The organism is Corynebacterium sp. HMSC064H12, from assembly GCF_001809925.1.
In the GTDB taxonomy this organism is placed as follows: domain Bacteria; phylum Actinomycetota; class Actinomycetes; order Mycobacteriales; family Mycobacteriaceae; genus Corynebacterium; species Corynebacterium jeikeium_D.
This window is the reverse complement of record NZ_KV799336.1, coordinates 1-26555: the sequence shown is the minus strand read 5'-3', so window position 1 is coordinate 26555 and position 26555 is coordinate 1. Positions and strand designations below refer to the sequence as shown.

Sequence of the window (26555 nt, the reverse complement as noted above, 5' to 3'; positions counted from 1 at the left end):
CAACCGGCCTTCTACTACTGCTGCGGCTGGCCAGGGTTGTTCTGGCCAGGCTGCGGCTGGTACGGCTGCTGCGGCTGAGCCTGCGGTGCCTGCTGCTGGTACTGCTGCTGCGGCTGGTACGGCTGCTGTGGCTGGGCCTGCGGAGCCTGCTGAATTGCAGCCTGCTCCTGGTGCTCGTCATCGTTGCGCATTTCCTTGACTTCGGACTTGAAGATACGCATGGAGCGGCCGAGCGAACGTGCGGCATCCGGCAACTTCTTTGCACCAAAGAGCAAGACAAGAACGACCAGGATAATGATGATTTCCCAGGGACCTAGGTTCGGCATCCGCTTAGAGACCTTTCAAATGAATACAAATACAAGTGGCAAGTTGCCACATCGTGCGCGATTTAAGCTTTGATTTAAGCCTTGTCGTTTCGACCATACTCTGCCAAAGCTTCGCGGGCTCGCGCAACAACGGCGTTTTTCAATTTTAAGGGCTCAGCGACCGTTACGCTCGGTGAACGGCGGAGCACAAAGGAGACTGTTGCGGCCAAGTCGGACATCGGCACGTCAGCGACAAATTCCGACTGCCCTAAGCCTTGGTCAGAGACCAGTTCGGTATCCTCTTCTTCTCCCTCATCTTCAGTAAAGAAGACCGGTTCATAGTCTGCGATCCAGGTGGCGTCGGCGTCGATAAGCACACTTGCCCATTCGGACGTTCCCGTTTCCGCACCAAAGGCGTGGGGATCACGGATATCGACAGGCTCGGGGCGGTGGAAACCGGAGGGAGTGTCGAGGACCTCGGCGGCCTCCAGGCGGTCGACGCGGAAGCTCTTCTGACGACGGTCTTCCTGCGCACGGTCGACAGCGCGGAGATACGTCGTGGATTCAACTGTATAAACGTTGACACAGTCAAGCTCACGGACTGTAATCTGCCCTGAGGCATTCCGGTAGCGCACCTTCAACACCTTGCGCTGATGCAGCGCGGAATAAATCTGCTCAGAAAAGGAAAAGGCCTTGCCATTTTCCGCAGCGGTCGAGTCAATGATGGGGACGTTTATTCCCAGAGCACTGCGTAGTTTTGTCGCGGCCGTCTGCGCGGCCTCGGAGGAAGTGGTGGCTGCGGAGTCCTCGATGGTTTCCAGGATGAGCAGCAAGGTCGCGGTTTCTTCGGCTGTGAGCGCACGTGGCTGGCTGAGCACCGTTGCCTGAGGGCGAATACGGACATCAAAGCTGTTGCGGTAATCAACTTCAAAAGCCCGCACTCCGAGGAGTCCCGGCTGGTCAATATCTGCAATCTGTTCCACGATTGCCCGAATTCGGGCAAAAGGTATGGCCAGTTCGGTAGCGGCCTCTGTCATTGAACGGTGCTGCGAAAAGTACGGTACGACCGCCAACAACTCGTCGACACTGACACCTGCGTCCAGTTCCCGGGCTGCATGCACTGTCATTAGTTGCCCTCCAAAGCGTTCTTCGCACCATTCGAACCGCCATGGCGAGCGAGTACCTGCTCCAACCGAGCAATAATCTCCGACCGTGCCTCTTCAGGTGATTCCACAATCAAATCCGGTGCGTAACTCAAACCTGTGGACACAATCTCACTCACAGGTGCCGCTGGCAGCTCGTAGCGCCCATCCCCCAACGCGGTCGCTTTCATCACCACATCAGCGCAGGTATTCGGAGCGATACGAACAACCGCCTGATAGGTCTTGCCACCGCGGTGCAACATGTTTTCCGCAATCTGTTGCAAGTCACCATCGGGCATTGGCTGGGTCGCCGACGTCCCTGTATCCGACACATCGCGGATACGGCTGAGCCGGAACATACGCGCGGCCTCACGCTGCGGATCAAAGCCCAACACATAAAAGCGCCCGCGCAGGTTAATCAGACCCCACGGCTCCAGCATGCGCAGTTCATCATCCACGCCGTACTGGCGGGAGTACCACATCTCCACTGTCCGGCGCGGCGAGGTCATCGCGGTCAGCAGTGTGCTGAAATCCACTCGACTCATATCCACCGCATCGGCCACCACCACCGACTCATCCGGCTTCGCAATGGCGCTGCGCTGCGCAAACGATGCGAGCTTCCGCCACGCCGCCACAGCCGTCGAGCTCAGCTCCTCCGAACCAAACGCCGCATTCGCCGCCTGGAAAACCACCGAAGCCTCCGCTTCAGTGAACTCGGGGTCGTGCTGGGGCCACCGTAGTCTGTTCAGGCGCAGACGTTTGACCTTATCGCCCGCGCTTGACGACGAAACCTCCACCGGGACCCCGGCTGCCAGGAGTGCCGCGGTGTCCGCACGTAAATAACGAGCCCGGGAATCCTCGGAAACACGGGAGTAACCCTCGACATGTTTGGAGATCCACGACTCGCTGACCCACCCGGTGTCGTCGGCAAGCGCCAACAGCAGCTGAACCTGACGTTGGTTCTCACTGATCGCAGCGGATCCGGGGTTTTCCGATACCGGTGAGACAGACACGACTGTGGGGCTCCTTTTCCTGGGGCAGTTTCCGGGGACGGAACTAGTTATTCGAATCCGTATCCGAGGTCTTCTTCGCGGCCGTCAGAATCTCGATCATCTCATTGACCTCATCGTTTTCCGTGGCAAAGGGGTCGCCGAGCATAGTGGAGATGGGATCGTCGCCGGAGATTTTCAGGTGTGTCCAGTCCACTACGGTCTTCAAACTGGAGTCTTCGGCTGCAACGAGGAAATCACCGCGCAGCTTCGCACGAGTAGTTGGCGGTGCGATGCGGACCGCCTCAGCGACCTGCTCATCGGTAATCCACCGCGAGGCAATACCACGGGCTTCCAGCGCGCGGAAGATGCCTCGGCCGGGACGGATGTCGTGGTAGGCCAAGTCGATTTGATGAAGCTTGGGGTCCTCCAGCGTTAGACCGCGGTCCAGGTAGCGCTTCATGAGCGAGTACTTAATGGCCCAGTCAATGTCGTGCTCAATGAGAGACCAGTCACCGGTTTCCACGGCATCGAGCGCGCGACCCCACAGCTCGACAATGCGGCTCATTTCTTCGTTGGACGTGCCGGCACCGGCAATGCCCTTGTCCTCGTTGACCATGTTTTCTTCGCGGACCTTCAGCCACTCCGTCGCAGCGTCCAGGAACTCGCGTTGAATCTGCAGTGCGGTGGCAGTTTCGCCACTTCGCAGTGGAATCTCGGCCTTGCCGGTCATATCGCGGCTCACCGCACGGATGGACTTGATTTCGTTGGCGACTTCGAAGTCCGGCAACTTCACGCCGGCTTCAATCATCTCCAGTACCAGCTGAGTGGAGCCAATTTTGAGCGCAGTCGTCGTCTCACTCATGTTGGAGTCGCCCACGATGACGTGCAAGCGGCGGAATCGGTTGGAGTCCGCGTGTGGCTCATCGCGAGTGTTAATAATCGGCCGGGAGCGCGTCGTTGCACTGGAGACGCCCTCCCACACATGATCCGCGCGCTGCGAGAAGCAGTACTGAATCGGATCGTTGTGATACGGCGAGGTTGGGTACGGCAGGAAAATCTTCCCCGCGCCACAGATGAGCTGTCGCGTAACCAAGAAAGGTAGCAGCAGCTTGGACAGGGACTTCAGTCCCAGTTCACGTCCAACCAGGTAGTTTTCGTGACAACCGTAGGAGTTACCGACGGTATCAACGTTGTTCTTCAGCAGGTAGACCTTGCCACCGATGCCCTCGTCGGCAAGCTCTGCTTCAGCCTTTTCAGCGAGTTCATTCAAGATGACCTCGCCCGAGCGGTCGTACGCTACCAGCTGCGAGACCGAATCGCACTCAGCGGTAGCGTACTCCGGGTGGCTTCCGACATCGAGGTACATACGACCAGCATTGGGGGTGAAAATGTTGGTTGCCCCGTACTTAGCGATCACCGGGCGGAACATGTAGCGGGCAATCTCATCCGGTCCCAGACGGCGCGAGCCATCCAGCGTCAGAGTGATGCCGAACTCGGTCTCAATACCGGTGATGCGTCGGGTCAACGCCTGTGCCGGTACCGGTGTCGGCGTTGCTTCCGGCTCCTGCTGCCCTACCTGCTGGTCAGTCACTTTTTACTGGCCACCCTTCTGGACATACGAACGCACGAACTCCTCGGCGTTGTTCTCCAGCAGACCATCAATTTCATCCAGCAGGTCGTCAGCAGCTGCAACGTGCTCCTGAGCCTGACCGCCGCCAGCGACCTCGCCGAACTCTTCCTCGTCGCCTCCGCCGGAACCGCCGCCGAAAACCTGAGTGTTACCAGCCATGATATTGCTCCTTAAAAATGAACTTTTGAGTATTACTGCTCTATTACTGCACTATGTGTGCCTATTGTTCGCGGATAGCCCCGAGAGTACGCAGATGCTCAACCACCTTGGCCACTGTCTCCGCAGACTCCAACACGTCACCGCATTCTGCGGCAGTGAAACGGTCAACTTCATCCAGCGTAATGTAGGCCAGCGTAATTCCAGGCGACTCCACGTCACGAGTGCTCCGATACACCCCCGCGGTGTCCACCACCAAGCTGGTCCAACTGCCCGCGACGACATCCTTGCCAAAGCGGCGCAGAATGCCACCGCGTACATACGCACGCGTAGACTCCGGTGCGTATTCAACCGCTCGGTCGACTTCTTCCTCGGTCACGAGTGTGCGCATCGAACCGCGGCGCACCAGCGCATGGTACAGCCCACGAGCAGGGTCAATATCCGAGTACTGAATATCAATCAACGCCAACTTCGGGTGGTCCCAGCCCGCGCCCAGGCGGGTACGCAGGCCCTCCATGAGGTTGTATTTCGCCACCCAATCCAGCAGATGGGCTGCCTTGCGGGGGTCGTCGGAAAGCACGTCGAGCACTTCACGCCAGAGCTTGACGACGTCGCCCTGCTGGTCGTAGCTCTCCACGCGACGCAGGTACTCGTACTGCATTTCCACTGCGGACATCCACGTGACATGGTCTGCCAGCTGCAGCTTCTCGGTGCAAGTCAAGTCTCGGGAGACCTTATGGACGGCCTCGACGGGGTTGCGGAGCTGCAGGTCGTCGAAACGCACGCCGTCCTCGATGGCGTCGATGACCAAACCTGTGGTGCCCAGCTTGAGGAAGGTGGCGACCTCGCTCATGTTGGCATCACCGATGATGACGTGCAGGCGGCGGAAGCGATCGGAGTCTGCGTGTGGTTCATCGCGGGTGTTGATGATGCCGCGGTTCAAAGTGGTCTCCAGCGAGACCTCAGTCTCGATGTAGTCCGCGCGCTGCGAAATCTGGAAACCCGACTCCTGCCCCGTCTGCCCCAGACCCACGCGACCAGCGCCCGTGAACACCTGGCGGGTGACGAAAAACGGCGTCAGACCGGCGACGATGTCATCGAACTCGGTTTCTCGGGAGAAAAGGTAGTTCTCGTGGGCACCATACGAGGCGCCCTTGCCATCGACATTGTTGCGGTAGAGCTTCAGCATCGGACCTGGATTGCCCTCAGCATCGGTGGCTTCGGCGGCAAGCTGAGCTGCGCGCAGCATAATCTTGTCACCTGCGCGGTCAGCGATAACCGCCTCGCGGGCAGCTGCCGTCTCTGGCGAGGAGTACTCCGGGTGCGCGTGATCGACGTAGAAGCGAGCACCATTTTGCACCAGCAGGTTTGCAGCGCCGACGGCGTTCGGGTCCACAATCGGTGGCTGGTGGTAACGGCGCAGGTCGAAACCACGGCTGTCGCGCAGTGGCGACTCTGGTGCGTAATCCCAGCGGATGCGCCCCGACAGGCCCTCCTCCTGCTCATGCGCGAAAGCGAGCACGGCCTGCGTGGAGGTGAGAATTGGGCTGACATCCGGGTTGTCCGGGCTGGAAATGCCGTACTCAATCTCCGTGCCGAAGAAGCGGTTCGGCTGTGCAGAACTGGCGGCGGATTTAGCCATGGCGAATCACCTCGACCGAGGCAACGCGCGCCGCTGGACGACCGGAGATGCGAGCCCACTCATCCGGGTTCGAGGTGTTTGGCAGGTCCTCGTTCTGCGCGAACTCCTCCGCCACTGCGGATAGAAGGTGATCCAAGCTAATACCAGCCTCGCCGCCAGCGATAACCGACTTGATGGCGGACTTCTTCGCACGGTCGACGATGTTGGAAATCATCGCGCCGGAGTTGAAATCGCGGTAGTACATAACCTCGCTGGTGCCATCTGCATAGCGAATTCGCACGTACTCGTTTTCTACTGTCTTGGCGTACATCCGCTCAACAACCTGGTCAATGAGGTGTGCGACATTCTGTTCCACCCCACCGTGTGCCTCCACCTCGGCTGCGTTATACGGCAGCTCTGGAGTCAAGTACTTGCGGAAGATATCCTTCGCCGCAGCCTCATTCGGGCGCTCAATGCGGATTTTCACATCCAAGCGTCCTGGGCGCAGAATTGCCGGGTCAATCATCTCCTCGCGGTTGGTGGCACCAATCACGATGACGTTTTCCAGCCCCTCCACACCGTCAAGTTCACTGAGCAGCTGCGGGACCACTGTGTTTTCCATATCCGAGGAGATACCCGAACCACGAGTGCGGAAAATCGAGTCCATCTCATCGAAGAAGACAATAACCGGCTTGCCATCCTCGGCAATGTCGCGAGCGCGGTCAAAAATCAGGCGAATCTGACGCTCGGTCTCACCCACGAACTTGTTCAGCAGCTCCGGGCCCTTGACATTCAAGAAGTACGATTGCGCCCGCTGCGCCTCCGCCTCGCTCTTGCCTCGGGATAGCGCAATCTTGCGTGCCAACGAATTAGCCACAGCCTTGGCAATCAGCGTCTTACCATTGCCGGGAGGGCCGTAGAGCAGCACACCCTTCGGTGGACGCAGGTTGTACTGCTCAAACAGTTCTGGCTGCAGGAACGGCATCTCCACGGCATCGTGAATCTGCTCAATCTGGCTGTCCAAACCACCGATATCCGTGTAGGTGACATCCGGTACCTCTTCCAGCACCAGGTTTTCCACCTCGGACTTCGGAATGACCTCAAACGCATAGCCCGACTTGCGGTCAATCATCACCGAGTCCCCCGGCTTCGGCGACAAATCCCCCGCCAGAGACACCACGAATTCCTCACCGTGAGTATCCGAGGCCAAAATGCGCTCCCGATCCGGCAGCACCTCACGAACATTGGCGATGTCGCCGCTTTCCGGATAACCGCAGTCCTCCACGATTATCGAGCCCTCATTCAGACGCACCTGCGCACCCGGCCGAAGCGCCCGCTCATTAATCTCCGGCTGCACCCGCAGGCGCATCCGTCGATTTCCGGTAAAAACCTCTGCGGTGCCTTTCTCCGGCCCCGGCTTAAGGAAAATACCGTACGTGCTAGGCGGCTCCAGCATATCCTCCATGTCTTGGCGCAGTAGCTCTAGCTTGTTACGGGAGTCCCGCAACAGCTCAACCAGGCGATTATTACGAATGCCGAGGTTGTAGTTCTTCTGCTCAAGATCACGGATTTTGTCAGACGGCGTTGTCATGTATCCCAGATTACCCATAGGGCCAGATGCCGTTGTTGCTTGGTCGATTTAGACCGTGTGTCGCATCACGCTTTACGACGGCTACACCTCCCAGCGCGAAGCGGCGGGTCTAGAGCTTCTTTTGATTTCGTCGCTGTGGGCGCGGAGGCACCGTGCCGTCGGCAAGCCTGCGTGCCCACACCAGGAATGCGGTATGTGCCTGCATACGGTGCGCCGGGCGGACGGAGAGATCCTGAACATTCCAGTCGCGGACCAGGGATTCCCAGGCGCGTGGTTCGGTGAAGCACTTCTGCGCGCGGATGCCCTCCATGACTTTCATTAGCTGCGGAACAGTGGCGACATAGACCATGAGCACGCCGCCCGGTTGGAGCACCTTCGAAACGGTGTCCAGGCATTCCCACGGAGCGAGCATGTCCAGAATGACTCGGTCGACCGGGCCGCCGAGCGACTCGACGGAGGCCTCGTTGAGATCGCCCAGGCGCAAGTCCCAGTTGTCGGGCTTGTGACCCATGAAGTCGACAACGTTGCGTTCCGCGTGCTCGATGTGATCCTCGCGGACCTCGTAGGAAATAAGCTGCCCGTCAGCGCCGATGGCGCGGAGCAGGTTGAGGCTGAGCGCGCCGGAGCCAGCGCCGGCCTCCAACACGCGCGCACCTGGGAAGATGTCGCCCTCGACGATGATCTGTGCAGCATCCTTCGGGTAAATCACCGCAGCACCGCGCGGCATGGACAGGACGTAATCGACCAGCAAGTGACGCATGGCCAGGTAGACGGTGCCTTCGCTGGAGGTGACGGTGGTGCCTTCCTTGGCGCCGATGAGGTCGTCGTGGAGGATGGTGCCGCGGTGAGTGAAGAACTTGCCACCCTCCTCGAGGATGACGGTGAAGTGGCGATTCTTCGAGTCAGTCAGCTGGACTCGGTCGCCGACTTGGAATGGTCCGCTCAATGCCATAGGTGTGTGGGCTCCTTTTGGGGTTTGGTTGGGTCGGGTCATGTCGGGTTGGGTCTGGTTCGGTTTGGTTGGGTCGGGTCATGTCGGGTGCAGCCAAATCCGGGCGGTACTCTAACCTGGCTAGTATGCCCGACAATGCCCAAAGTTCTAAGTCAGCAGTTCAACCTTCCCGCCGCTCTAAGTTGGCGCTGTCGCCGTCGAGAGCTAATGACTACCGCCAGTGCCCGCTGAAGTACCGGTTCCGTGCGATTGACAAGATTCCGGAGCCGTCGACTGTCGCGCAGGTCAAGGGCACGTTGGTGCATGCTGTGCTCGAACAGATGCATGCCTGGCCCCGTGAAGAACGCACTTACCCCGCAGCGGTGAAACGGCTGAAGCCGACCTGGGAGGACATGCGTGCAAAGGACGAGGAACTGATTGAGCTAGTTCCGGAGGATGATTACTACGACTTCCTGGTCGAATGCCGCGGCCTGCTCAAGGGGTATTTCATGATGGAAAACCCCATGGGCTTCGATGCGGCCGAGATGGAAAAGTTCGTTCAGCTGGTTATCGATCCGGATGCGGATCAGACTGTGCCATTGTCAGTGCCACTTCGTGGTTTTATCGACCGCGTCGATATTGCCCCGACCGGTGAGGTCCGGATTGTCGACTACAAGACGGGCAAGAAGCCCTCTCCTCGCTTCCAGGATGAGGCGCTCTTCCAGATGCGGTTTTACGCGCTGGTGTGGTGGCGGCTCACCGGTCGTATCCCGGAACAGCTGCGGTTGATGTACCTGAAGGTTGCCGATGACCTGGTGCTGAGTCCCAACGCGACAGAATTAGAGGCCTTCCAAGCGGAGATTGCCGACTTGTGGTCGGCGATCGTGCGCGACGGTGAAAACGGTGACTTTGTACCGAAGAAGTCCAAGCTCTGCGGGTGGTGTTCTTTCCAGGAGATGTGCCCTGCCTATGGCGGGGTCACACCGGAGTACCCCGGTTGGCCGGGTGCTGTCGGCGATGGCGGCACTGAGTAAAAGCTGCGGATGGGGTGGCTCTCGCGGCGAACTTAGCTTTCGCGGGGTGCCACCGTCGGCGGTAACGGTGTCAGTACAAGTTACTGACTAGGTTTATGACAGGTGAATGGACTTAACCGCTTCGATTTTGTCATAAACCTAGTCAGTTTCTCTATGCGGTGTTCTAGGTAGTCCCCCACTACAGCAGTGCGCTGCCGAAGGCGAATCCGAACGCGACGGACAGGGCAATACATAAGGTTCCTGGGATGATGAACGAGTGGTTAAACACGTATTTGCCAATTCGGGTTGTGCCAGTGTCGTCCATCTCCACCGCGGCAAGGAGCGTCGGGTAAGTAGGCAGTACGAATAGCGCGGAAGTCGCTGCGAAGGAAGCAATCGCAGTGATGGGAGAAACTCCCACCGCGAGTGCAGCGGGCATGATGGCCTTTGCCGTGGCCGCCTGCGAGTACAGCAATGCGGCCGCGAAGAAGAGCACGATTGCCAGCATCCACGGCATTGTGGTCAGTAGGCTGCCGGACGCGGCCTTAATGTCGTCGATGTAGTGGTTGATAATTGTGGTTCCCAGCCACGCCACACCGAGAACGCAGACGCTGGCGGACATGCCCGATTTGAACACCGGTGTGTTCAAAATGGTTGCCGCGTCCAACTTGCAGGCCAGCACGATAACGGTGGCGGCGGTCAACATGATTGACATGATTGCCTCGTTTCGTGGGAGCGTGGGATCAGCGATGAGGCCGACCTGTTCAGTGCTGATGGTCGCATAGACCATCACCGCGAGAATCGAGAGTAGGAAAACCGCCACGGACCACTTGGCCGACTTGGTTGGCACGTATTCGCTCATCTGGCCACGTGGCTTGGAGACTAACCCCTTTTCCAAGCGGCTTTGATACTCCGGATCGTCGTCAAGCTCTTTGCCTAGGTGATTCGTGACAAAGGCGGTCGGAAGGATGGCGAGGAACGTCGAAGGAATGACAATCGCCAGGAGTGTGAGATAACCAACGCCGCGGGGTTCCATGAGCGAAGCCATGAGTACCACAGCCGCTGAGATGGGTGATGCCGTAATCGCCAACTGAGATGCGATGACCGCCACGGACAGCGGGCGGGACGGGCGAACGCCTCCCTCCTTGGATACTTCGGCGATAACTGGGAGGGTGGAAAATGCGGTGTGGCCGGTGCCGGCGAGCAGTGTCATCAGGTAGGTGACAACCGGGGCCCAGTAGGTGATGTGTCGCGGATTCTTGCGCAGCAACCGTTCGGCAATGTGGACGAGATAGTCCATGCCTCCGGCCTTCTGCATAGCGGCAATTGCCGCGATTACCGACATAATGATGCCGATGACATCGAACGGAATGTCGTCTTTGGTGACCGGAACCCCGGTGATGCCCAGCGCCAAAACGCCCAGCCCACCGGCGAATCCGATAGCAATTGAACCAAGACGCGCGCCAAGGACAATCGCTGCTAGAACGATAAAGATTTGGACGGCAACTAACATGTGTATCTCCGAAAAGTCACTCGTTAGACTTGTTGCCGTCTAAGACAAATCGTCGAGGCGAGACTCCCCTGCCACGTAGCGCTTCCCCCGGTATTCCGGGTGCATGAGGTTCTCGGTGCTCAGGACCTGGTTGAGCTCCTTCTCGTCCATCAGCCCGCGTTCGAGGACAATGTCCCGGACGGAGCGGCCGGTGCGAGCGGCTTCCTTGCCGACCATATCGCCCTCGTGGTGGCCAATGACCGGATTCAGGTAGGTCACGATACCGATGGAGTTTTCCACATAGCCGCGGCAGACTTCCGGGTTAGCGGTGATGCCGGTAATGCACTTGTCGCGCAGAGTGTCGGTAGCGCTGCGCAGCAGTTCAATCGACTCGAAGAGGCATGCGCCGATGACAGGCTCCATCACGTTTAGCTGCAACTGACCGGCCTCGGCTGCCCAGGTCAGGGTCACGTCGTTGCCGAAGACCTTGAAGCAGGCCTGGTTCGCGACCTCCGGGATTACCGGGTTAACTTTTGCCGGCATAATCGAAGACCCAGCGGCGCGCTCCGGCAGGTTGATTTCATTCAGTCCTGCTCGTGGACCCGATGCCAGCAGGCGCAGGTCGTTGCACATCTTGGAAATCTTCATGGCCGCACGCTTCAGGGATGCATGCACGCTGACGTAGGCGCCGGTATCGCTGGTGGCTTCGATCAGGTCCTTCGCAGAGGTCACCTTAAAGCCACTGACCTCACGTAGTGCCTGGGTCACGGCCTCGCGGTAGCCTGCCGGCGCATTCACGCCGGTACCGATAGCGGTTGCTCCCAGGTTGATTTGCAGCAGGCGTGCCGACGCAGTTGCGATGGACTCCTGCTCTTCCTCAAGGTTGTGGGCAAATGCGTGGAAAGCCTGTCCCAGGGTCATTGGAACGGCATCCTGCAGCTGCGTGCGGCCCATTGTGATGATGTCGTTGAATTCATCACCCTTGGCGTGTAGGGCCTCAACCAGGGAGTCGAAGTGCTTCTGCAAGCTCAGTAGCGACATGTGGATAGCAAGACGGAAACCTGTTGGGTAGGCGTCGTTGGTTGACTGGCACTGGTTGACATCATCGTTGGGGTGAATGACGTCGTATCGGCCCTTTTCCAGACCGAGCAGTTCCAGAGCGAGGTTAGCGATGACCTCGTTGGTGTTCATGTTGAGACTGGTGCCAGCGCCACCCTGGAAGACATCGATTGGAAACTGATCCATGCAGCGTCCCTTTTCCAGGATTTCATCACATGCGGCGACAATGATGTCTGCAACATCGCTGGGCAGCGTGTGGACGCGCTGGTTGGCAATGGCCGTGGCCTTCTTTACCATCACCATGCCACGAATGAATTCGGGCACGTCGTTGATGGTCTTGGCTGAGATTTGGTAGTTGTCGATTGCGCGCAGGGTGTGGATGCCGTAGTAAGCCTCTGCCGGAACCTCCATAGAGCCAAGCAGGTCGACCTCGGTACGTGTTGCGGACATGTGGAAGCAATCCCTTCTCGTAGGCGCAGTCTTATGAACCACAATTCGTGGCGCTGCGGTTACACCGTCAAAACTACAGCGCTGGCGCAACTGCCGCTTTTCCGGCATAAGGGGACTATGTCAGTACGGCTAACGCCGTGCGCATGCTCAGTGCCAAGCCTACTACTTACGTCGACGTAGGTGGGAGTGAAAATGCATTGGTCAGTTCCCCGCTCGAGATGGGGATCCATCTCGAAATGGGCCCCTACTTGAGACGGCACGCCCCCTCACCCCTCGAGCAGGTCACGTCTCCACTAAACACGCGCGATACGGATATTCGAAGCCAAGATCGCCTCGGCACCAATCTTCGCCAGGGCATCCATGAGCGGGTTGGCCTCTGCCTTCGGAACTAGCGCGCGAACTGCTACCCAATCCTCGTTAGCCAGCGGCGACACGGTCGGACCAGACAGGCCCGGGGTGAGCTTGGATGCCTCTTCCAGCGCGGACGCACGGATGTTGTAGTCAATCATCAAGTACGTCTTGGCATGCAGAATGCCGGTCATGCGACGTAGGAACACCTGCTGCTCCTCGGTGACCTCTACGCCCTTGCGTCCGACAACAACTGCCTCAGAGCTGACCAAAACATCGCCGAATGGCTTCAATCCCTGCTTGCGCAGGGTACGACCGGTGGAGACAACATCGGCGATTACGTCGGCAACTCCCAAGCGGATGGAAATCTCCACTGCACCATCAAGGCGAATGACGGTGGCGTTAATGCCACGAGCCTTCAGATCCTCGCGCACCAGGTTCGGGTACGAGGTGGCAATGCGCTTGCCCTCCAGAGCTTCTACGGTCCACTCCTCATCGGCCGGAGCGGCGTAGCGGAAGGTCGAGGCGCCGAAGCCCAGATTCAGAACCTCATCGACCGGAGCCAGCGAGTCAGCGGCCAGGTCGCGGCCGGTGATGCCCAAATCCAGATGGCCGTTGCCAACGTAGATGGGAATATCCTTCGGGCGGAGGAAGAAAAACTCAATGTCGTTGGCTTCGTCGTGGATGGTCAGGCTCTTGGAGTCGCCTCGACCCGGGTAGCCAGCTTCCTTCAGGATTTCGACTGCCGCCTCGGACAGCGATCCCTTGTTGGGCACGGCAATACGCAGCATGGTGTTGATTTCTCCTACAGGTACTTGTAAACATCCTCGGGGCTCAGCCCGCGACCGACCATGACCACCTGCAGCCAGTACAACAGCTGCGAAATCTCCTCTGCGAGGGCTTCGTCAGATTCGTGCTCAGCTGCAAGCCAGACCTCACCGGCCTCTTCGACAATTTTCTTGCCCTGGAAATGCACACCAGCGTCCAGCGCCTTGACTGTGCCCGATCCCTCGGGGCGCGACTGTGCTTTTTCCTTCAGCTCTGCAAACAGGTCATCAAAGTTCTTCACCCGGTCTATTGTTCCATGTCGTCTACTCGCCCGCGAAAGCAGCCCGCAAAAAGCCCAAATTCGAGGTATCCAAATTGCCCGAAATGAAGCGCGCCGGGGGTACTAACGTCCCCACATCAGCCTGCGAAACGCTCACATCCGGCATTGGATTCCACACCACCGTGCATCCCGCAGCGAGTGCAGAGCGCACCCCCGTTGAGGAATCTTCGATAGCCAGGCAGTCCTCTGGCGCAAATCCGGCTAGCTCTGCGCCACGCAAGTACGGATCCGGTGCCGGTTTGCCGTTGGCCACCTCATCGCTACACACTGTTGCGGCGAAGTGCTGCTCCCCCATGACATCAATGCAGGGTTGCGCCACGTGCCGACGGGTATTGGTCACCAACACCACCGGAATGTCAGCAGCCCGGGCCTGGTCCAAAATCGCCGGCACACCCGGGCGCCACTCCACCCCATGTTCTAGAACCAATTCAGTGAAGCGACCTTCGACGAATTGGGAGCCCGAGGCAAACAGCTCGTCGTCAAGCGTGCGTCCCGCATGATCAGCACAAATCGACAGCGTGTCCCAGAGCGTGTTGCCGACGCACTGCATGCGCAACTCCGGAGTCAGGCGGCGGCCTACGAATTCCGAGAGGTCGTACGTGGCAATCTCCCACAGAGGTTCCGTGTTGATGAGGCTGCCGTCCATGTCCCACAAAATTGCTTTCACACCATGCGACTATGCCAGGCAATCAAGCATTTAGCGATTATGTCAGCAAAACCGTCGGATGAAGGTTTAGAGTTTCAGGAAGGAAAGTATGTTGCGGTGCTGCATGAAACCACCGCATGAACGTGTCCCGCGTGAATGAAAGGCATCGACTCGCTATGACAACCACTGAAGATTCGCTCGCCCAGGCTATCGACCAACCCGAGGCATATTTCATTCCGCTAGGGACGGTCACCGAAGGCGAGCTCAGCTACGAGCGCTTCATGCCCACCAGCTTCACTTATGGGGCGTGGGGGCCGTTTCAGCACGGTGCGCCGCCGTCGGCGCTGCTGACGCGCATGTTGGAGCGCCGCCGTCTGGAAAGCGAGGGGATGCGTATTACTCGCATCGCCGTGGATCTGTTGTCGGCTGTACCGTACACGGAGCTCCGCGCGCGCTCATGGGTCTCGCGCCCGGGGCGGCAGATCGCCAAGGTCGAAGCCGAATTGCTTGCCGACGTCAAGGGTGCCTGGCGGCCAGTTGCCACGGCGTCCGCATGGATGATGGCCACTGCGGATACGCGGGATATTGAGCGTGCATTCGACAAGCAGGTGCCCGGGCCCGAGGAATGCAGCGCCGAGTACATTCCGCTTACCGACGATTGGAGTGGCGGCTACATCGAATCAATTGAAGCCCGCGCCGGCGCGACGGAAGAGCTGGCCGAGACGCAAATTCACTGGGTTCGCGCGCAGTACCCAATCGTGCTCGGGGAGGAGCCGACTGCGGTGGAGCGAGTCATGCAGGTAGCTGATACCGCCAACGGTATCGGGGCCACGCTGAGCCCGCACCAGTGGGCGTTTATGAATACCGACTTAGTGGTTCACCTGCACCGACTCCCCCAGCTCGGCGCCTCGGAGAAGTCGGCGGAATCGGAGTTGCAGTCGGAAGACGGCGGCTGGGTGGGCATCGCCGCCCGCGGTTCCATTGGGCCGGACGGAATCGGCATGACCGCGGGCGAGCTCTACGATGTGCACGGCCCCATCGGCCGCAGCATGCAGACCTTGCTGGTGCGACCGCAGGGATAACGCGAAGCTACACGTTAAAGTACTTCGCTTCCGGGTGGTAGAGCACGAACGCATCGGTGGACTGCTCTGGGTGCAGCTGGAGCTCCTCAGAGAGCTCCACGCCGATGCGCTCCGGCTGCAGCAGGTCAATCATGCCCTGACGGAAGGTCAGATCCGGGCAGGAACCATAGCCGAAGGAGTAACGAGCGCCACGGTACTTCAGGTCAAAGAAGTCCTGGGTATCGTCGGAGTCTTCCGCGCCAACACTTGTGCCGTCGGAGAACGCGAGCTCGGAGCGAATGCGCTGGTGCCAGTACTCGGCCAGCGCCTCGGTGAGCTGCACGCCGATACCGTGAACCTCCAGGTAGTCGCGGTATTCGTTCTTGGCGTAAATATCGTTGGCGAAGTCAGCGATGGGCTGTCCCATGGTCACCAGCTGGAACGGCATGACGTCGGTCTGTCCTGCGGCGATGGCATCTTCGCGCGAGCGAATGAAGTCAGCAATGCATAGGAAGCGACCACGCTGCTGGCGCGGGAAGGTCCAGGACACCACTGGCTCTGCCGCGGGGTCGGGCTGCTCCCCTTCCGCAGGTAGCGGCAGTACGTGTACGGTATCGCCCTCAGAAACTGCTGGGAAGTAGCCATAGACGACAGCCGCATGCTGGAGGATGTTCTCGGCGCGCAGGCGCTGCAGCCATGCGCGCAGGCGTGGACGACCATCGGATTCGACCAGTTCCTCGTAACTCGGTCCCTCGTCGCCGCGGGTGCCGCGCAGACCCCACTGCCCCATGAACAGAGCGCGTTCGTCGAGGGTGGTCAGGTAGTCGTCGAGGGGCAGGCCCTTGACAATGCGGGTTCCCCAGAACGGCGGTGTCGCAACGGGGACATCAGCGGCGACATCGGAACGCTCCGGCACCTCGGGGGCTTCAGCAGCAGCCTTGGCGGCGCGCTGCGCGGCGATGCGCTTGGAGCGCTCACGGCGGGCGCGGCGAGCTTCCTTCTTCTCGCGGGCAGCAATGGCCTCTGGCGAATTCTCGTCTGGGCCGAGGCCCTTCTTAGCTGCCATCAGCTCGTCCATGATGCGCAGTCCTTCGAAGGCATCCCTGCCGTAGTAGACATCGCCGTGGTAGAGCTCGGACAGGTCGTCTTCCACGTAGCTACGCGTCAGCGCGGCGCCGCCGAGCAGTACTGGGAAGCGGGTGGCATCGCCGGCGGAGTTGATCTCCAGCAGGTTGTCCTTCATCACCACAGTGGACTTCACCAGCAGGCCGGACATGCCGATGGCGTCGACATCCAGTTCCTTGGCGGCGGACAGAATCGTAGCGATCGGCTGCTTAATGCCCAGGTTATGCACGGTGTAGCCGTTGTTGGAGAGAATAATCTCCACCAGGTTCTTGCCGATGTCGTGGACATCGCCCTTCACCGTGGCCAGCACAATCGAACCCTTGGAGCCCGTGGCATCCTCGGCATCCATAAAGCCCTCGAGGTAGCCCACCGCGGCCTTCATCGTCTCGGCCGACTGCAGCACGAATGGCAGCTGCATCTGGCCGGAACCGAACAGGTCACCAACGGTCTGCATGCCACGCAGCAGGTCCTCGTTAACAATCGCCAGCGGTTCCTTTTCCTTCATGCCCTCATCGAGGTCAGCCTCGATACCCGTGCGCTCACCGTCGATGATGCGCTGCGCCAGGCGGTCGAACAGCGGCATGGCGGCAAGCTTTTCGGCCCGGGCGTCCTTCGCGTCAGCGGCGGAGACTCCTTCAAAGAGCTCCATGAATACCTGCAGTGGGTCGTACTCCCCGTCGGGGTGTCCCGCTTCACGACGGCGGTCGTACACCATATCGAGAGCGACTTCGCGCTGCTTGTTGTCAATCTTGTTCATCGGCAAGATCTTGGAGCTGTGGGCAATGGCGGAGTCCAGGCCGGCCTCGATGCACTCGTTGAGGAACACCGAGTTGAGTACCTGGCGAGCCGCCGGGTTCAGACCGAAGGAAATGTTGGACAGACCGAGCGTGGTGTGCACGTTCGGGTGGCGACGCTTAAGTTCGCGGATGGCTTCGATGGTTTCGATGCCGTCGCGGCGAGTTTCCTCCTGGCCAGTGGAAATCGGGAAAGTCAGACAGTCGACAATAATGTCCTGCTCGCGCAGTCCCCACGTGCCGGTGATGTCGGCGATGAGACGCTCGGCGATCTCAATCTTCTTGTCCTTTGTACGCGCCTGACCTTCTTCGTCGATAGTCAAAGCGACCACGGCAGCACCGTGCTCAACAACCTGGCGCATAATGCGCTGGTAACGCGAGTCCGGGCCATCGCCGTCTTCAAAGTTCACAGAGTTGACCGCGCAGCGACCACCGAGGTGCTCCAGGCCAGTCTTCAAAACCTCCGGTTCCGTGGAGTCCAGCATGACCGGCAACGTCACCGAGGTGGCGATCTGCGATGCCAGGGTTGCCATGTCATCGCGACCGTCGCGCCCCACGTAGTCCACACACAGGTCAATCATGTGTGCGCCATCGGTGACCTGACCGCGGGCGGTGTTAAGGCACTTCTCCCAATCGCCGGCCAGCATGGCCTCGCGGAAAGCCTTGGAACCGTTGGCGTTGGTGCGCTCACCAATCATGGTGATGCCGGTTGTCTGCGTCAGCGGGGCTGCCGAGTACAGAGAAGCGACCTCATCGATTGGCTTTGCATCCGGATCCGTCGATGGGCGTGCTGCCTGAACAGCAGGGCCCTGCTCAGCGTAAGCGCCTGCACCGGTAATAGCATCGCGAACAGCGGAAACATGCTCCGGTGTGGTACCACAGCAGCCACCGACCATCGCCAGGCCAAACTCTTCAACAAAGCCGCGCAGCGCTGTGGCCAGCTCTGGGGCGGTCAGCGGGTAGGTCGCACCGTTCTTACCCAGCACTGGCAGACCCGCATTCGGCATTACCGATACCGGAATGGAGGCGAAGTTGGACAGGTAGCGTAGGTGCTCGCTCATCTCGTCCGGGCCGGTCGCACAGTTTAGGCCAATCATGTCGATACCCAGCGGCTGCAGCGCTGCCAGGGCTGCACCAATCTCCGAGCCCATCAGCATGGTGCCTGTGGTCTCGACAGTCACGTGGACGACAATCGGAATCTTTTTGTCAGCCTGTCGCATGGCGGCCTTGACGCCATTGACTGCTGCCTTGACCTGCAGCAAGTCTTGACAGGTCTCAATCAAAAACGCATCCGCGCCACCGGAAATCATGCCGAGTCCGGCCTCCGTGTAAGCGTCGCGAAGCTGAGCGTACGGAGCGTGCCCCAAAGACGGCAGCTTCGTGCCCGGGCCCAGCGAACCGAGGACAAAGCGTCGCATGCCCTCGCGCCCCGGCCCCATTTCGTCAGCGACCTTCCGGGCGATTGCGGTGCCCTTGTGCGCTAGTTCCTGGATACGGTCTTCGATGTCGTAATCCGCGAGGTTCGGGAAGTTACAGCCGAAGGTATTGGTTTCGACCAGGTCGGCGCCGGCCTCGAAATAGCGTCGATGAATCGTCTCGATAATGTCGGGACGAGTGTCATTGAGAATCTCATTACAGCCCTCGTAGCCGAGGAAGTCCGCGTCAACGTCGAGGTCAAAAGACTGCAGCTGGGTACCCATGGCGCCGTCGCCAATGAGTACACGGCTGTGCAGTGCGGTGAGGAACTCGGAAGAGTGGCGATCAGTCATAAGTAGACACCTTAGTCTACTTTCAGAACCGCGCCGATAATCGGGCTGGTTATTCCATCTCGAAGTAGCTTTCCGCCTTCACCGAAGGCAGGTCCAAGCCGACAGCCTTCGTTGCGGAATTGATAATGGCGAGAATCTCGTCGAGCTCCTCGTCAAAAATCGAGCCGCCGTGCTCATGCTCAATCGCAGCCACGCGCTGTAGGCAGTTCTCTACCGCCTGCGTCGCGGCTTCTTCTCGCTTATCGACGGCCAGCTCCGCCGCCTGATCAATACCAGCGGCGGCCTCACGGAGAACTTCCCCGACCTGGTCGGCTACCGCTTCGTCAAAAAGTGGCTCCCAGAACTCGCGTTCCTCGGGCTGCAGGTAGCTGCCGGTGGCAAACATGCGCAAATCGGCAACTAGCTTATCGATGTTCTCTTGCGTTACTTCGACAGCAGACAGATCTGAGTTGCTCATGCTCAAATTTTAACGCCAAGCAGCGCGTCCAGCGCGGCGGCAACGAATTCTCCGGCACCCGCTGCGCCAGTTACTGTGCCAGCTTCTGCGGCCTCTTCTGCTCCGCCAGCATCTGCCTTGTTGCTGGTATCCGAGGACCACTCCGCAGCCCAGGCATCGATAGCGGCCAGAGCAGCCGGCGTATCCAGGTCATTGGCCAGGCTTGCGCGCACATCGGCAACCAGTGCCGCTGCTGCGCTCACAGCCTTCTCATCGGTGGCAGTCTTTGTAGTTGCGCAAGCCGCACGCCAGGCCTCGTGACGTGCCTTGGCCGCCTCCAGCACCTCGTCCGACCAATCGCGATCAGAGCGGTAATGGCTGGCGAAGACGCCAATGCGAATAGCACTCGGGTCGACGCCGGCGGCCACCAGCTTGGAGACAAACACCAGGTTGCCCAGCGACTTGGACATCTTCACGCCGTCGAGCGCAATCATGCCAGCGTGAACATAATGGCGCGCCATACGTGCACAGCCAGTAGCGGCTTCAGCGTGAGCCGCCGAGAACTCGTGGTGCGGGAACGCGAGATCCGAGCCACCGCCCTGAATGTCGAAGCTCTTACCCAGGCGGTTGGTGGCAATCGCCGAGCACTCAATGTGCCAACCCGGCCGGCCCGCACCAAAAGGAGCCTCCCAGCTTGGCTCCCCGGGGCGAGCGGCACGCCACACCAGCGCGTCCAGTGGGTCCTCCTTGCCCGGGCGATCCGGGTCGCCACCGCGCTCCGCAAAGAACTCCGCCATCTGCTCTGCCGAGTAATTGGACTCGTAACCAAAGTTCTCAGTGGCACTCTTGCGGAAGTACACATCCGGGTACTCGTCATCGGTGAGCTGGTAGGCCGAGCCATTCTCCAGCAGCTTCTCGACCATTTCCACGACCTCGCCCACGGACTCAATGGCGCCGATGTAGTCGCGCGGTGGAATCACCGACAGGTTTTCCATATCCGAGCGAAACAAATCAATCTGCGAGGTGCCCAGCTCGCGCCAGTCCACCCCATCGCGCTCCGCACGTTCGAACAACGGGTCATCGACATCGGTGATGTTCTGCACGTAATGCACCGAGTGTCCATTATCCAGCAGCTGACGGTAAATCAGATCAAAGGTGAGGTAGGTTGCTGCGTGCCCCAGGTGCGTGGCGTCATAGGGTGTGATGCCACACACGTACATGGTCGCCTCCGGTCCCGCTTCCACCTGGGAGACCTTCTGATCCGCGGTGTCGTAGAGGCGTAGGGGTACCGATGTTGAGCTTTCGTCGTCAAGCGAATGCGCCTTACCTGTATTGCTGGCGCGGTTGAACACATCGAAACGCGCATCGCCGAGACTGGGAACCTGTGGTTGGGGCCACGAATGCATTAAATACTCACTACCTCACTAAACAGCGTTGATCGTGCCGAAGCCGAGCAACACCATAACAATCAAACCGACCGGGATGCGGTACGCGGCGAACCAAGCGAAGGAGTGGTTCGACACGAACTTCAGCAGCCATGCAATAGACGCATAGCCGACGACGAAGGCAATCAGCGTACCGATGGCCAATTGCGCTCCACTAGCGGCCTGTCCCGCCGCAGGGTCAAACGCGTCTGGAAGCGAAAAAATTCCAGCAGCGAAAACAGCGGGGATAGCCAGCAGGAAGGAAAAGCGCGTTGCAACCTCTCGGTCCAAGTGCAAGAACAGGCCGGCAGACACCGTACCGCCCGAGCGCGACACACCCGGAATGAGCGCCAGGCACTGCGCGAAACCCATGACGATGGCATCTCGCATGGTCAGCTCTTCATAGTTGCGCTCACGACGGCCGAACTTCTCTGCGGCGATAAAGACAAAGGAGAAAAGCACCAACACAGCGGCTGTAATCCAGAGATTGCGCAGGTTATCGCGGATGAGGTCCTTCCCCAGCACACCGATGATGGCAATCGGCAGCGTACCGACAATCACCATCCAGCCCATGCGGTAGTTGAAACCGCGTGCTTCCTTATTGAACAGGCCGGCAAACCAGCCAGTGAGAATCTGCCAGATGTCCTTGGCGAAGAACACCAGCACAGCCAATTCGGTGCCGAGCTGTACTACAGCGGTGAAGGATGCGCCGGCGTCCTGGCCCCACAGCAGCTCAGAGACAATCCGCAGGTGCCCCGAGGAACTCACCGGGAGAAATTCCGTCAGACCTTGCACTACGGACAGAATGATCGTCTGCGCCCAGGTCATACCGGTGCCGGCGGTATCGGCAGCAGTATCCGCTGAGGCGCTTAGTGTCGTCATGATAGTCACGGGTGTATAGGCTACTCGTCCGATTTGTGTTGTGGCTATAGCGAGGTTTCGGCGCGGCCGTAGCGAGACCTCTCCGGCGGAAGTTTTCCCGCGAGCGCACACAGGTGTCCTAAAGTAAAAATCGTGCAACAACGAATTCTGGGCAACAGCGGTTTACGCGTCTCCGCCTTGGGGCTGGGTACGGCCACCTGGGGTGCGGGTACCAGGCAAGACGAGGCCGGACGCATCCTGACGGACTTCCTCGACGCCGGAGGCAACCTTGTCGATGCTTCCCCACTCCACGGCGGCGACACTGTTGCCGACATGCTGGGTGCAGTCATCGCAAAGTGCGGCGTTGCCGACGAATTGGTGCTTTCGGTCGCATCTGGCATTCACCCCGAGCGGCCCGTCGGCAGGCGCGTGGACTGCTCGCGTAAGACACTGCAAAAGGACCTCGACGATACGCTCGGACGCCTCGGCGTCGAACACATTGATCTGTGGTCGCCCGGCTACTGGGATGGGCTGACCACGCCGGAAGAGGTCGCCGACACCCTGGAATGGGCTGTACGCACGGGGAAAGTACGTTACGCCGGACTGCGTGGATACAGCGGATGGCAAGCAGCGGTGACGCATGCCGCCGCGAATCGAATCGCTCCGGTGTTTGCACAGCATGAGTACTCGCTGCTCCAGCGAAGCCCTGAGGCTGAGCTGCTGCCCGCCTGTGAGCATTTGGGTCTCGGCTTTATCGGTGGCGCCCCACTGGCCCAAGGTGTGTTGACCGCCAAATACCAGCACATCATTCCGGAGGACTCCCGCGCTGCTTCCGAACACGCGGACGCAGAGGTACAGGACTACCTCGACACACGCGGCGTCACGGTCGCAGGCGCGCTGACCACCGCAGCCAAGGGGCTCGGCGTCAGTGCTGCCGTCGCAGCGATTTCCTGGGCACGCGATCGGCCGGGCGTCACCTCGATCCTCGTTGGCGCTCGAGACCGCGCTCAGCTACGCGAAAACCTCACCGCCGAACAACTCACGCTGCCACCGCAGATTTGCAACGCGCTTGACGACGTCACGCTGTAATCAGTAACCGCATTCTTATAAAGACTTATAAGGCACAACGAATGCGAGAGCCTCCCACGGCTGGAGGCGTCCACAAAGTAATCAGGCCGGGGTGGTAGTTTCTATAGCGTGAGTGAAAACAGTCGTCGACGTGTCATAACCTCCCTTCTAGCGGGGCTTTCCGCTAGCGCAGTGGTCCTGGCAGGGTGCTCCTCCGATGTGGAAGGAGACATCGATGCCGGAATGGGCAACGCCACGCCAGTGCCGGCCGCTTCACCCGCTGCTCCCGATACTGCTATCGGGAGGGCCAAGAAGATTGATGAGGACGTTACCGATGCCGTGCTTGTCGGCGACCGAGTTGTCCTGAAGGCCGGGGACAAGATCTTTGCCGGTCCGCTGAATAACCCAATTGAGCGATCAATGAAGCTGGACGCGAAGTGTGGTGAGCTCGCGCCGGGCGGCCCTAACGCTCTGCTGCCGTGTGAAGATGGCATCCACGTCATTACTGACCAGGCTACGGAAACGGCCGTTGTCGGCCGTGGCACCAACTACTTCGCCGCAGTTGGACTGGAAGGCGGTCGCATCATCGGTGCCCATGCGGATAGCAATGTCGTCGATGTGTTCGGCGCTGATGGCGAGTTGGCCAGTGACTTCAAGGCTGCCAATAACGGTTCGCAGCTCGTTGAGATTCCCAGAGCGGACAATGACGCGGACGTCAAGCTGTTAGAGGTGAACCGTCCGGAGACTTCGGTGCATGAGCTCAAGCTCGATGAGTCCCGCGCTGGCTCTGCGCTGCGTGCGGGTATCGGCGTCGGCAAGGTAGCTTCCGGTGATCATGTCATTGCTGCCGCAGACACCAAGGGCAACCAGCTTCTTATTTACACTGCCACTGACGTCATTCGCCTCCACCAGGCAGCTCCGGCCCCGGAGGCTCCGTGGGCGGTAGCGGTCGATGAATCGCGCGGAATTGTCTGGGTGACTTCGACGAAGGTGAACAAGCTGACTGGCTACGACATCAGCTCGGGTACCCCAGTCAAGGTCGCGGACATCAACACGGTTGCAGATCCACAGTCGATTGTTGCCACCGAGGATGGCCAGATTGGCGTCTTCTCGGCTACCGGTGACGGGGCCCAGATTTTTGACTCCGCGGACGTCGATAAGGCAATTGCTGATTTCAAGCAGGATGCAGAGAAGATTCGTGAGGAGATGTCGGTTCGGGAACCAGCCGATAAACTACCGACCGGTGCAGGTGACACCAAGGGAGCAGACGACTCCGAGGGAGAGACTAAGTAGATGCCTTCGAAACTTCGCGCCAAGTCCTATCAACTCGCGCTAAAGGCAATGTTCCAGGTCCCACCGGAGCAGATTCACGAGGCCATCTCGAAGACCCTGAAGGGGCTGCAGAAGTCGGAGAGTCTACAGCGGGCGGTGAGCAAGTTACTCGTTGTTGACGATGCTGTGCTGCGTCAAACCGTGTTCGGCGTGGACTTCCCGCGTCCGCTGGGGCTCGCCGCAGGCTTCGACAAGGCTGCTATTGCTCCGGATTGCTGGGGGCCAATTGGTTTTGGCTACGCGGAACTGGGAACCGTGACTGCCAAGCCGCAGCCGGGCAACGATCGCCCGCGTCTGTTCCGTCTGAAGGAAGATCGCGCCATTTTGAACCGCATGGGTTTCAACAACCCCGGCGCCGCTGCTGTAGCGGAGAACTTGCGGGCGCGTCGCAGTGACGACGTGATTGGTATCAACATTGGTAAGACCAAGGTGACTCCGCTGGAAGAGGCCGTCGATGACTATCGAGAATCGGCTAGCCAGCTCGGCGGCTTGGCGGACTACGTTGTTGTCAACGTCTCCTCACCGAATACGCCGGGTCTGCGCGACCTTCAGGCAGTGGAGTCACTGCGCCCGATTCTGGCAGCGGTGACTGAGGAGACCGACTCGCCGGTGCTGGTCAAGATTGCTCCTGATCTCTCCGACGATGATGTCATCGCAGTTGCTGACTTGGCGGTTGACCTGGGGCTGGCGGGCATTGTGGCTACCAACACCACCATTTCTCGCGAGGGCCTGCGTACGCCCGCGGATGAGGTCGCGGAGATGGGGGCCGGTGGAGTCTCGGGTGCTCCTGTGGCAGCTCGGTCACTAGAGGTGCTGAAGCTGCTGCACGAGCGCGTCGGAGACAAACTAGTTCTCATCAGCGTCGGCGGCATAGAAACGGCTGAGCAAGCGTGGGAGCGGATTGCCAACGGCGCTTCCCTACTGCAGGGCTACACACCGTTGATTTATGGCGGTCCGGACTGGATTCGTGACATTCACCAAGGGTTGGCTCGCCAGATTCGAGCTCAGGGATTCTACTCCATTTCGGAGGCAGTCGGCTGTGGTCTGCCGTGGCGTGGTTAATTGCTGAAAGCCGTTGAGGCTTCCTAACCCAATAAACACGTGACCCCGGGGCCAGCGGCCATGAAGGCGCTGGCCCCGGGGTTTTCTGTATGAGTAGCGTGCCCGGTCGGTTGAGTTGCCCGTGTGGGCGTCGTATCCCTACTCCCCGACGTTCTCCCACCACGGCGTGATGATGGCACGCGCAATCGAGTGGAAGTACAGATTGAAGCCAAGCACGGTCGGCGTCGCATCTTCCGGAACTTCAAGCTTCTCCACGTCGACCGCGTGCACCGCATACATGTAACGGTGTGGGGCATGCTGCGCCGGTGGGTTAGCTCCGTAGTGACCACGCATGCCCGAGTCGCCGACAAGCTGGATAGCGCCTTCTGGCAGCTTAGAGCCGTCTTCGGAGCCAGCTCCCTGTGGCAGACCCTTTTCGGTCGCTGGAATGTTGAAGACAGCCCAGTGCCAGAAGCCCGAAGCGGTCGGAGCATCCGGATCGAAGCAGGTCACGGCAATGGACTTAGTGCCCTCCGGCAGATTTGCCCAATCCAGTTGTGGGGAAACATTCGACGGAGCGCGGAATTCATCCGCAATCTTCTCGCCGTCCTTGATATCTGGCGAGGACAGCTCGAAGGTTGGCAAATCCTTCAGCGGTGCGTACGGATCTGGTCCCGGGAAAACCGGAGCATTTGCAGTGTCGTTTGCGGTGTCGTTGGAATTCGTAGTCATAACTACCAGTGTGCCTACTTTATGAGCGCGCTGCAGGGACTTTACAAGACTCCCTATCTGCAGGGCCTGATTCTCAGTGCGAATCCAAGGCGGATGCGGGGCTAACACCGCTGATGTAATTACACCCAGGTTTGGCGCGCTAATGCCCCTCTGACCTGCCAATTTGTGTTTCATTATGTAGTCGGGATACAGTATCACAGGTCAGCACGGAAGTGCTTCCTACCCGGTCCGGGTGGCGGAATGGCAGACGCGCTAGCTTGAGGTGCTAGTGCCCTATTAACGGGCGTGGGGGTTCAAGTCCCCCTCCGGACACAAGATAAATCCCGAGAAACTGCAATTAGTGCAGCTCTCGGGATTTTTGCTTTGTCTGTCGGACCAATGGGACTGCCCTATTGCGGGTTAAGTAAAGAAAAGTGTGTCTTTTCCGG

General features: G+C 59.5%; 23 protein-coding genes and 1 tRNA gene. 6 read left to right on the top strand and 18 right to left on the bottom strand.

From position 1 onward, the window contains the following. Positions 1-14 precede the first annotated feature (14 nt). From tatA to HMPREF2681_RS03985, 8 genes are all read right to left on the bottom strand, one after another. Positions 15-326 carry a Sec-independent protein translocase subunit TatA gene (gene tatA, locus HMPREF2681_RS04020; protein ID WP_049170543.1) on the bottom strand — a complete coding sequence of 104 codons (312 nt, stop codon included), beginning with the start codon at positions 324-326 and terminating at the stop codon, positions 15-17. A 74-nt stretch (positions 327-400) separates the two neighbouring features. Continuing rightward, the gene (locus HMPREF2681_RS04015; RefSeq protein ID WP_049170545.1) at positions 401-1432 is read right to left on the bottom strand and encodes a helix-turn-helix transcriptional regulator; all 1032 of its coding nucleotides are present in this window, start codon (positions 1430-1432) and stop codon (positions 401-403) included. Then, entirely contained in the window at positions 1432-2460 is a 1029-nt protein-coding gene (locus HMPREF2681_RS04010; protein ID WP_049189894.1) for a helix-turn-helix transcriptional regulator, read from the bottom strand. The genes HMPREF2681_RS04015 and HMPREF2681_RS04010 overlap by 1 nt, the downstream gene beginning before the upstream one ends. Before the next feature lie 43 nt (positions 2461-2503). Continuing rightward, positions 2504-3964: a Pup--protein ligase gene (gene pafA / locus HMPREF2681_RS04005; RefSeq protein WP_049189969.1), complete on the bottom strand. Its 1461-nt coding sequence runs from the start codon at positions 3962-3964 to the stop codon at positions 2504-2506. A 69-nt stretch (positions 3965-4033) separates the two neighbouring features. Further along, positions 4034-4228: a ubiquitin-like protein Pup gene (locus HMPREF2681_RS04000; RefSeq protein ID WP_005510795.1), complete on the bottom strand. Its 195-nt coding sequence runs from the start codon at positions 4226-4228 to the stop codon at positions 4034-4036. Positions 4229-4289: 61 nt separating this feature from the next. Next, complete coding sequence (gene dop, locus HMPREF2681_RS03995) at positions 4290-5867, bottom strand: depupylase/deamidase Dop (protein ID WP_070546134.1); 1578 nt, start codon at positions 5865-5867, stop codon at positions 4290-4292. Continuing rightward, positions 5860-7437, bottom strand: a complete 1578-nt coding sequence (arc, locus tag HMPREF2681_RS03990; RefSeq protein ID WP_246815965.1) for a proteasome ATPase — start codon at positions 7435-7437, stop codon at positions 5860-5862. Before arc ends, dop begins: the two co-directional genes overlap by 8 nt. 109 nt (positions 7438-7546) lie before the next feature. Continuing rightward, positions 7547-8389 (bottom strand): tRNA (adenine-N1)-methyltransferase, encoded by an 843-nt coding sequence (locus HMPREF2681_RS03985; protein WP_049170556.1) that lies wholly within the window; start codon positions 8387-8389, stop codon positions 7547-7549. A gap of 125 nt (positions 8390-8514) precedes the next feature. Here HMPREF2681_RS03985 and HMPREF2681_RS03980 point away from each other — a divergent pair, with 125 nt between their 5' ends. After that, positions 8515-9402, top strand: a complete 888-nt coding sequence (locus tag HMPREF2681_RS03980; protein ID WP_049170646.1) for a RecB family exonuclease — start codon at positions 8515-8517, stop codon at positions 9400-9402. A 178-nt stretch (positions 9403-9580) separates the two neighbouring features. Here the strand turns inward: HMPREF2681_RS03980 and HMPREF2681_RS03975 are convergent, their stop codons facing one another. From HMPREF2681_RS03975 to HMPREF2681_RS03955, 5 genes are all read right to left on the bottom strand, one after another. Continuing rightward, positions 9581-10894 (bottom strand): anaerobic C4-dicarboxylate transporter, encoded by a 1314-nt coding sequence (locus HMPREF2681_RS03975; protein WP_070546130.1) that lies wholly within the window; start codon positions 10892-10894, stop codon positions 9581-9583. Positions 10895-10933: 39 nt separating this feature from the next. Further along, a complete protein-coding gene (aspA, locus tag HMPREF2681_RS03970) occupies positions 10934-12382 on the bottom strand; it encodes an aspartate ammonia-lyase (RefSeq protein ID WP_070546128.1) in 1449 nt (482 codons plus the stop codon). Between the two features lie 293 nt (positions 12383-12675). After that, positions 12676-13521 carry an ATP phosphoribosyltransferase gene (gene hisG / locus HMPREF2681_RS03965; RefSeq protein WP_070546126.1) on the bottom strand — a complete coding sequence of 282 codons (846 nt, stop codon included), beginning with the start codon at positions 13519-13521 and terminating at the stop codon, positions 12676-12678. Positions 13522-13535: 14 nt separating this feature from the next. Next, a complete protein-coding gene (locus HMPREF2681_RS03960) occupies positions 13536-13799 on the bottom strand; it encodes a phosphoribosyl-ATP diphosphatase (RefSeq protein WP_005510825.1) in 264 nt (87 codons plus the stop codon). A gap of 22 nt (positions 13800-13821) precedes the next feature. Then, complete coding sequence (locus HMPREF2681_RS03955; RefSeq protein ID WP_083276364.1) at positions 13822-14505, bottom strand: HAD family hydrolase; 684 nt, start codon at positions 14503-14505, stop codon at positions 13822-13824. Positions 14506-14660: 155 nt separating this feature from the next. Between HMPREF2681_RS03955 and HMPREF2681_RS03950 the strand changes: the two genes are divergently transcribed. Next, positions 14661-15566 carry a thioesterase family protein gene (locus HMPREF2681_RS03950; RefSeq protein ID WP_016422790.1) on the top strand — a complete coding sequence of 302 codons (906 nt, stop codon included), beginning with the start codon at positions 14661-14663 and terminating at the stop codon, positions 15564-15566. Between the two features lie 7 nt (positions 15567-15573). On the opposite strand, the gene metH is transcribed toward HMPREF2681_RS03950, so the two are convergent. From metH to HMPREF2681_RS03930, 4 genes are read right to left on the bottom strand one after another with little or no spacing between them, the layout of a single operon-like run. Continuing rightward, positions 15574-19233 (bottom strand): methionine synthase, encoded by a 3660-nt coding sequence (gene metH, locus HMPREF2681_RS03945; RefSeq protein WP_070546124.1) that lies wholly within the window; start codon positions 19231-19233, stop codon positions 15574-15576. Positions 19234-19282: 49 nt separating this feature from the next. After that, positions 19283-19690 (bottom strand): hypothetical protein, encoded by a 408-nt coding sequence (locus HMPREF2681_RS03940; protein ID WP_070546122.1) that lies wholly within the window; start codon positions 19688-19690, stop codon positions 19283-19285. 2 nt (positions 19691-19692) lie between these two features. After that, positions 19693-21075, bottom strand: coding sequence for a cysteine--1-D-myo-inosityl 2-amino-2-deoxy-alpha-D-glucopyranoside ligase (gene mshC, locus HMPREF2681_RS03935; RefSeq protein WP_070546120.1), 1383 nt, complete (start codon positions 21073-21075; stop codon positions 19693-19695). 18 nt (positions 21076-21093) lie between these two features. Continuing rightward, complete coding sequence (locus HMPREF2681_RS03930; RefSeq protein WP_040361409.1) at positions 21094-21975, bottom strand: undecaprenyl-diphosphate phosphatase; 882 nt, start codon at positions 21973-21975, stop codon at positions 21094-21096. A gap of 132 nt (positions 21976-22107) precedes the next feature. Between HMPREF2681_RS03930 and HMPREF2681_RS03925 the strand changes: the two genes are divergently transcribed. The 3 genes from HMPREF2681_RS03925 to HMPREF2681_RS03915 all read left to right on the top strand — a co-directional run bounded on the left by HMPREF2681_RS03925 (position 22108) and on the right by HMPREF2681_RS03915 (position 25416). Continuing rightward, positions 22108-23043 (top strand): aldo/keto reductase, encoded by a 936-nt coding sequence (locus HMPREF2681_RS03925; protein ID WP_070546118.1) that lies wholly within the window; start codon positions 22108-22110, stop codon positions 23041-23043. 108 nt (positions 23044-23151) lie between these two features. Continuing rightward, positions 23152-24315, top strand: coding sequence for a hypothetical protein (locus HMPREF2681_RS03920; RefSeq protein WP_210384529.1), 1164 nt, complete (start codon positions 23152-23154; stop codon positions 24313-24315). Then, positions 24316-25416 carry a quinone-dependent dihydroorotate dehydrogenase gene (locus HMPREF2681_RS03915; protein ID WP_016422783.1) on the top strand — a complete coding sequence of 367 codons (1101 nt, stop codon included), beginning with the start codon at positions 24316-24318 and terminating at the stop codon, positions 25414-25416. A gap of 138 nt (positions 25417-25554) precedes the next feature. On the opposite strand, the gene HMPREF2681_RS03910 is transcribed toward HMPREF2681_RS03915, so the two are convergent. Next, a complete protein-coding gene (locus HMPREF2681_RS03910; protein WP_049170574.1) occupies positions 25555-26127 on the bottom strand; it encodes a YbhB/YbcL family Raf kinase inhibitor-like protein in 573 nt (190 codons plus the stop codon). Positions 26128-26353: 226 nt separating this feature from the next. Between HMPREF2681_RS03910 and HMPREF2681_RS03905 the strand changes: the two genes are divergently transcribed. Further along, positions 26354-26439: transfer RNA gene (locus tag HMPREF2681_RS03905), tRNA-Leu, on the top strand. The last annotated feature ends 116 nt before the right edge of the window (positions 26440-26555 follow it).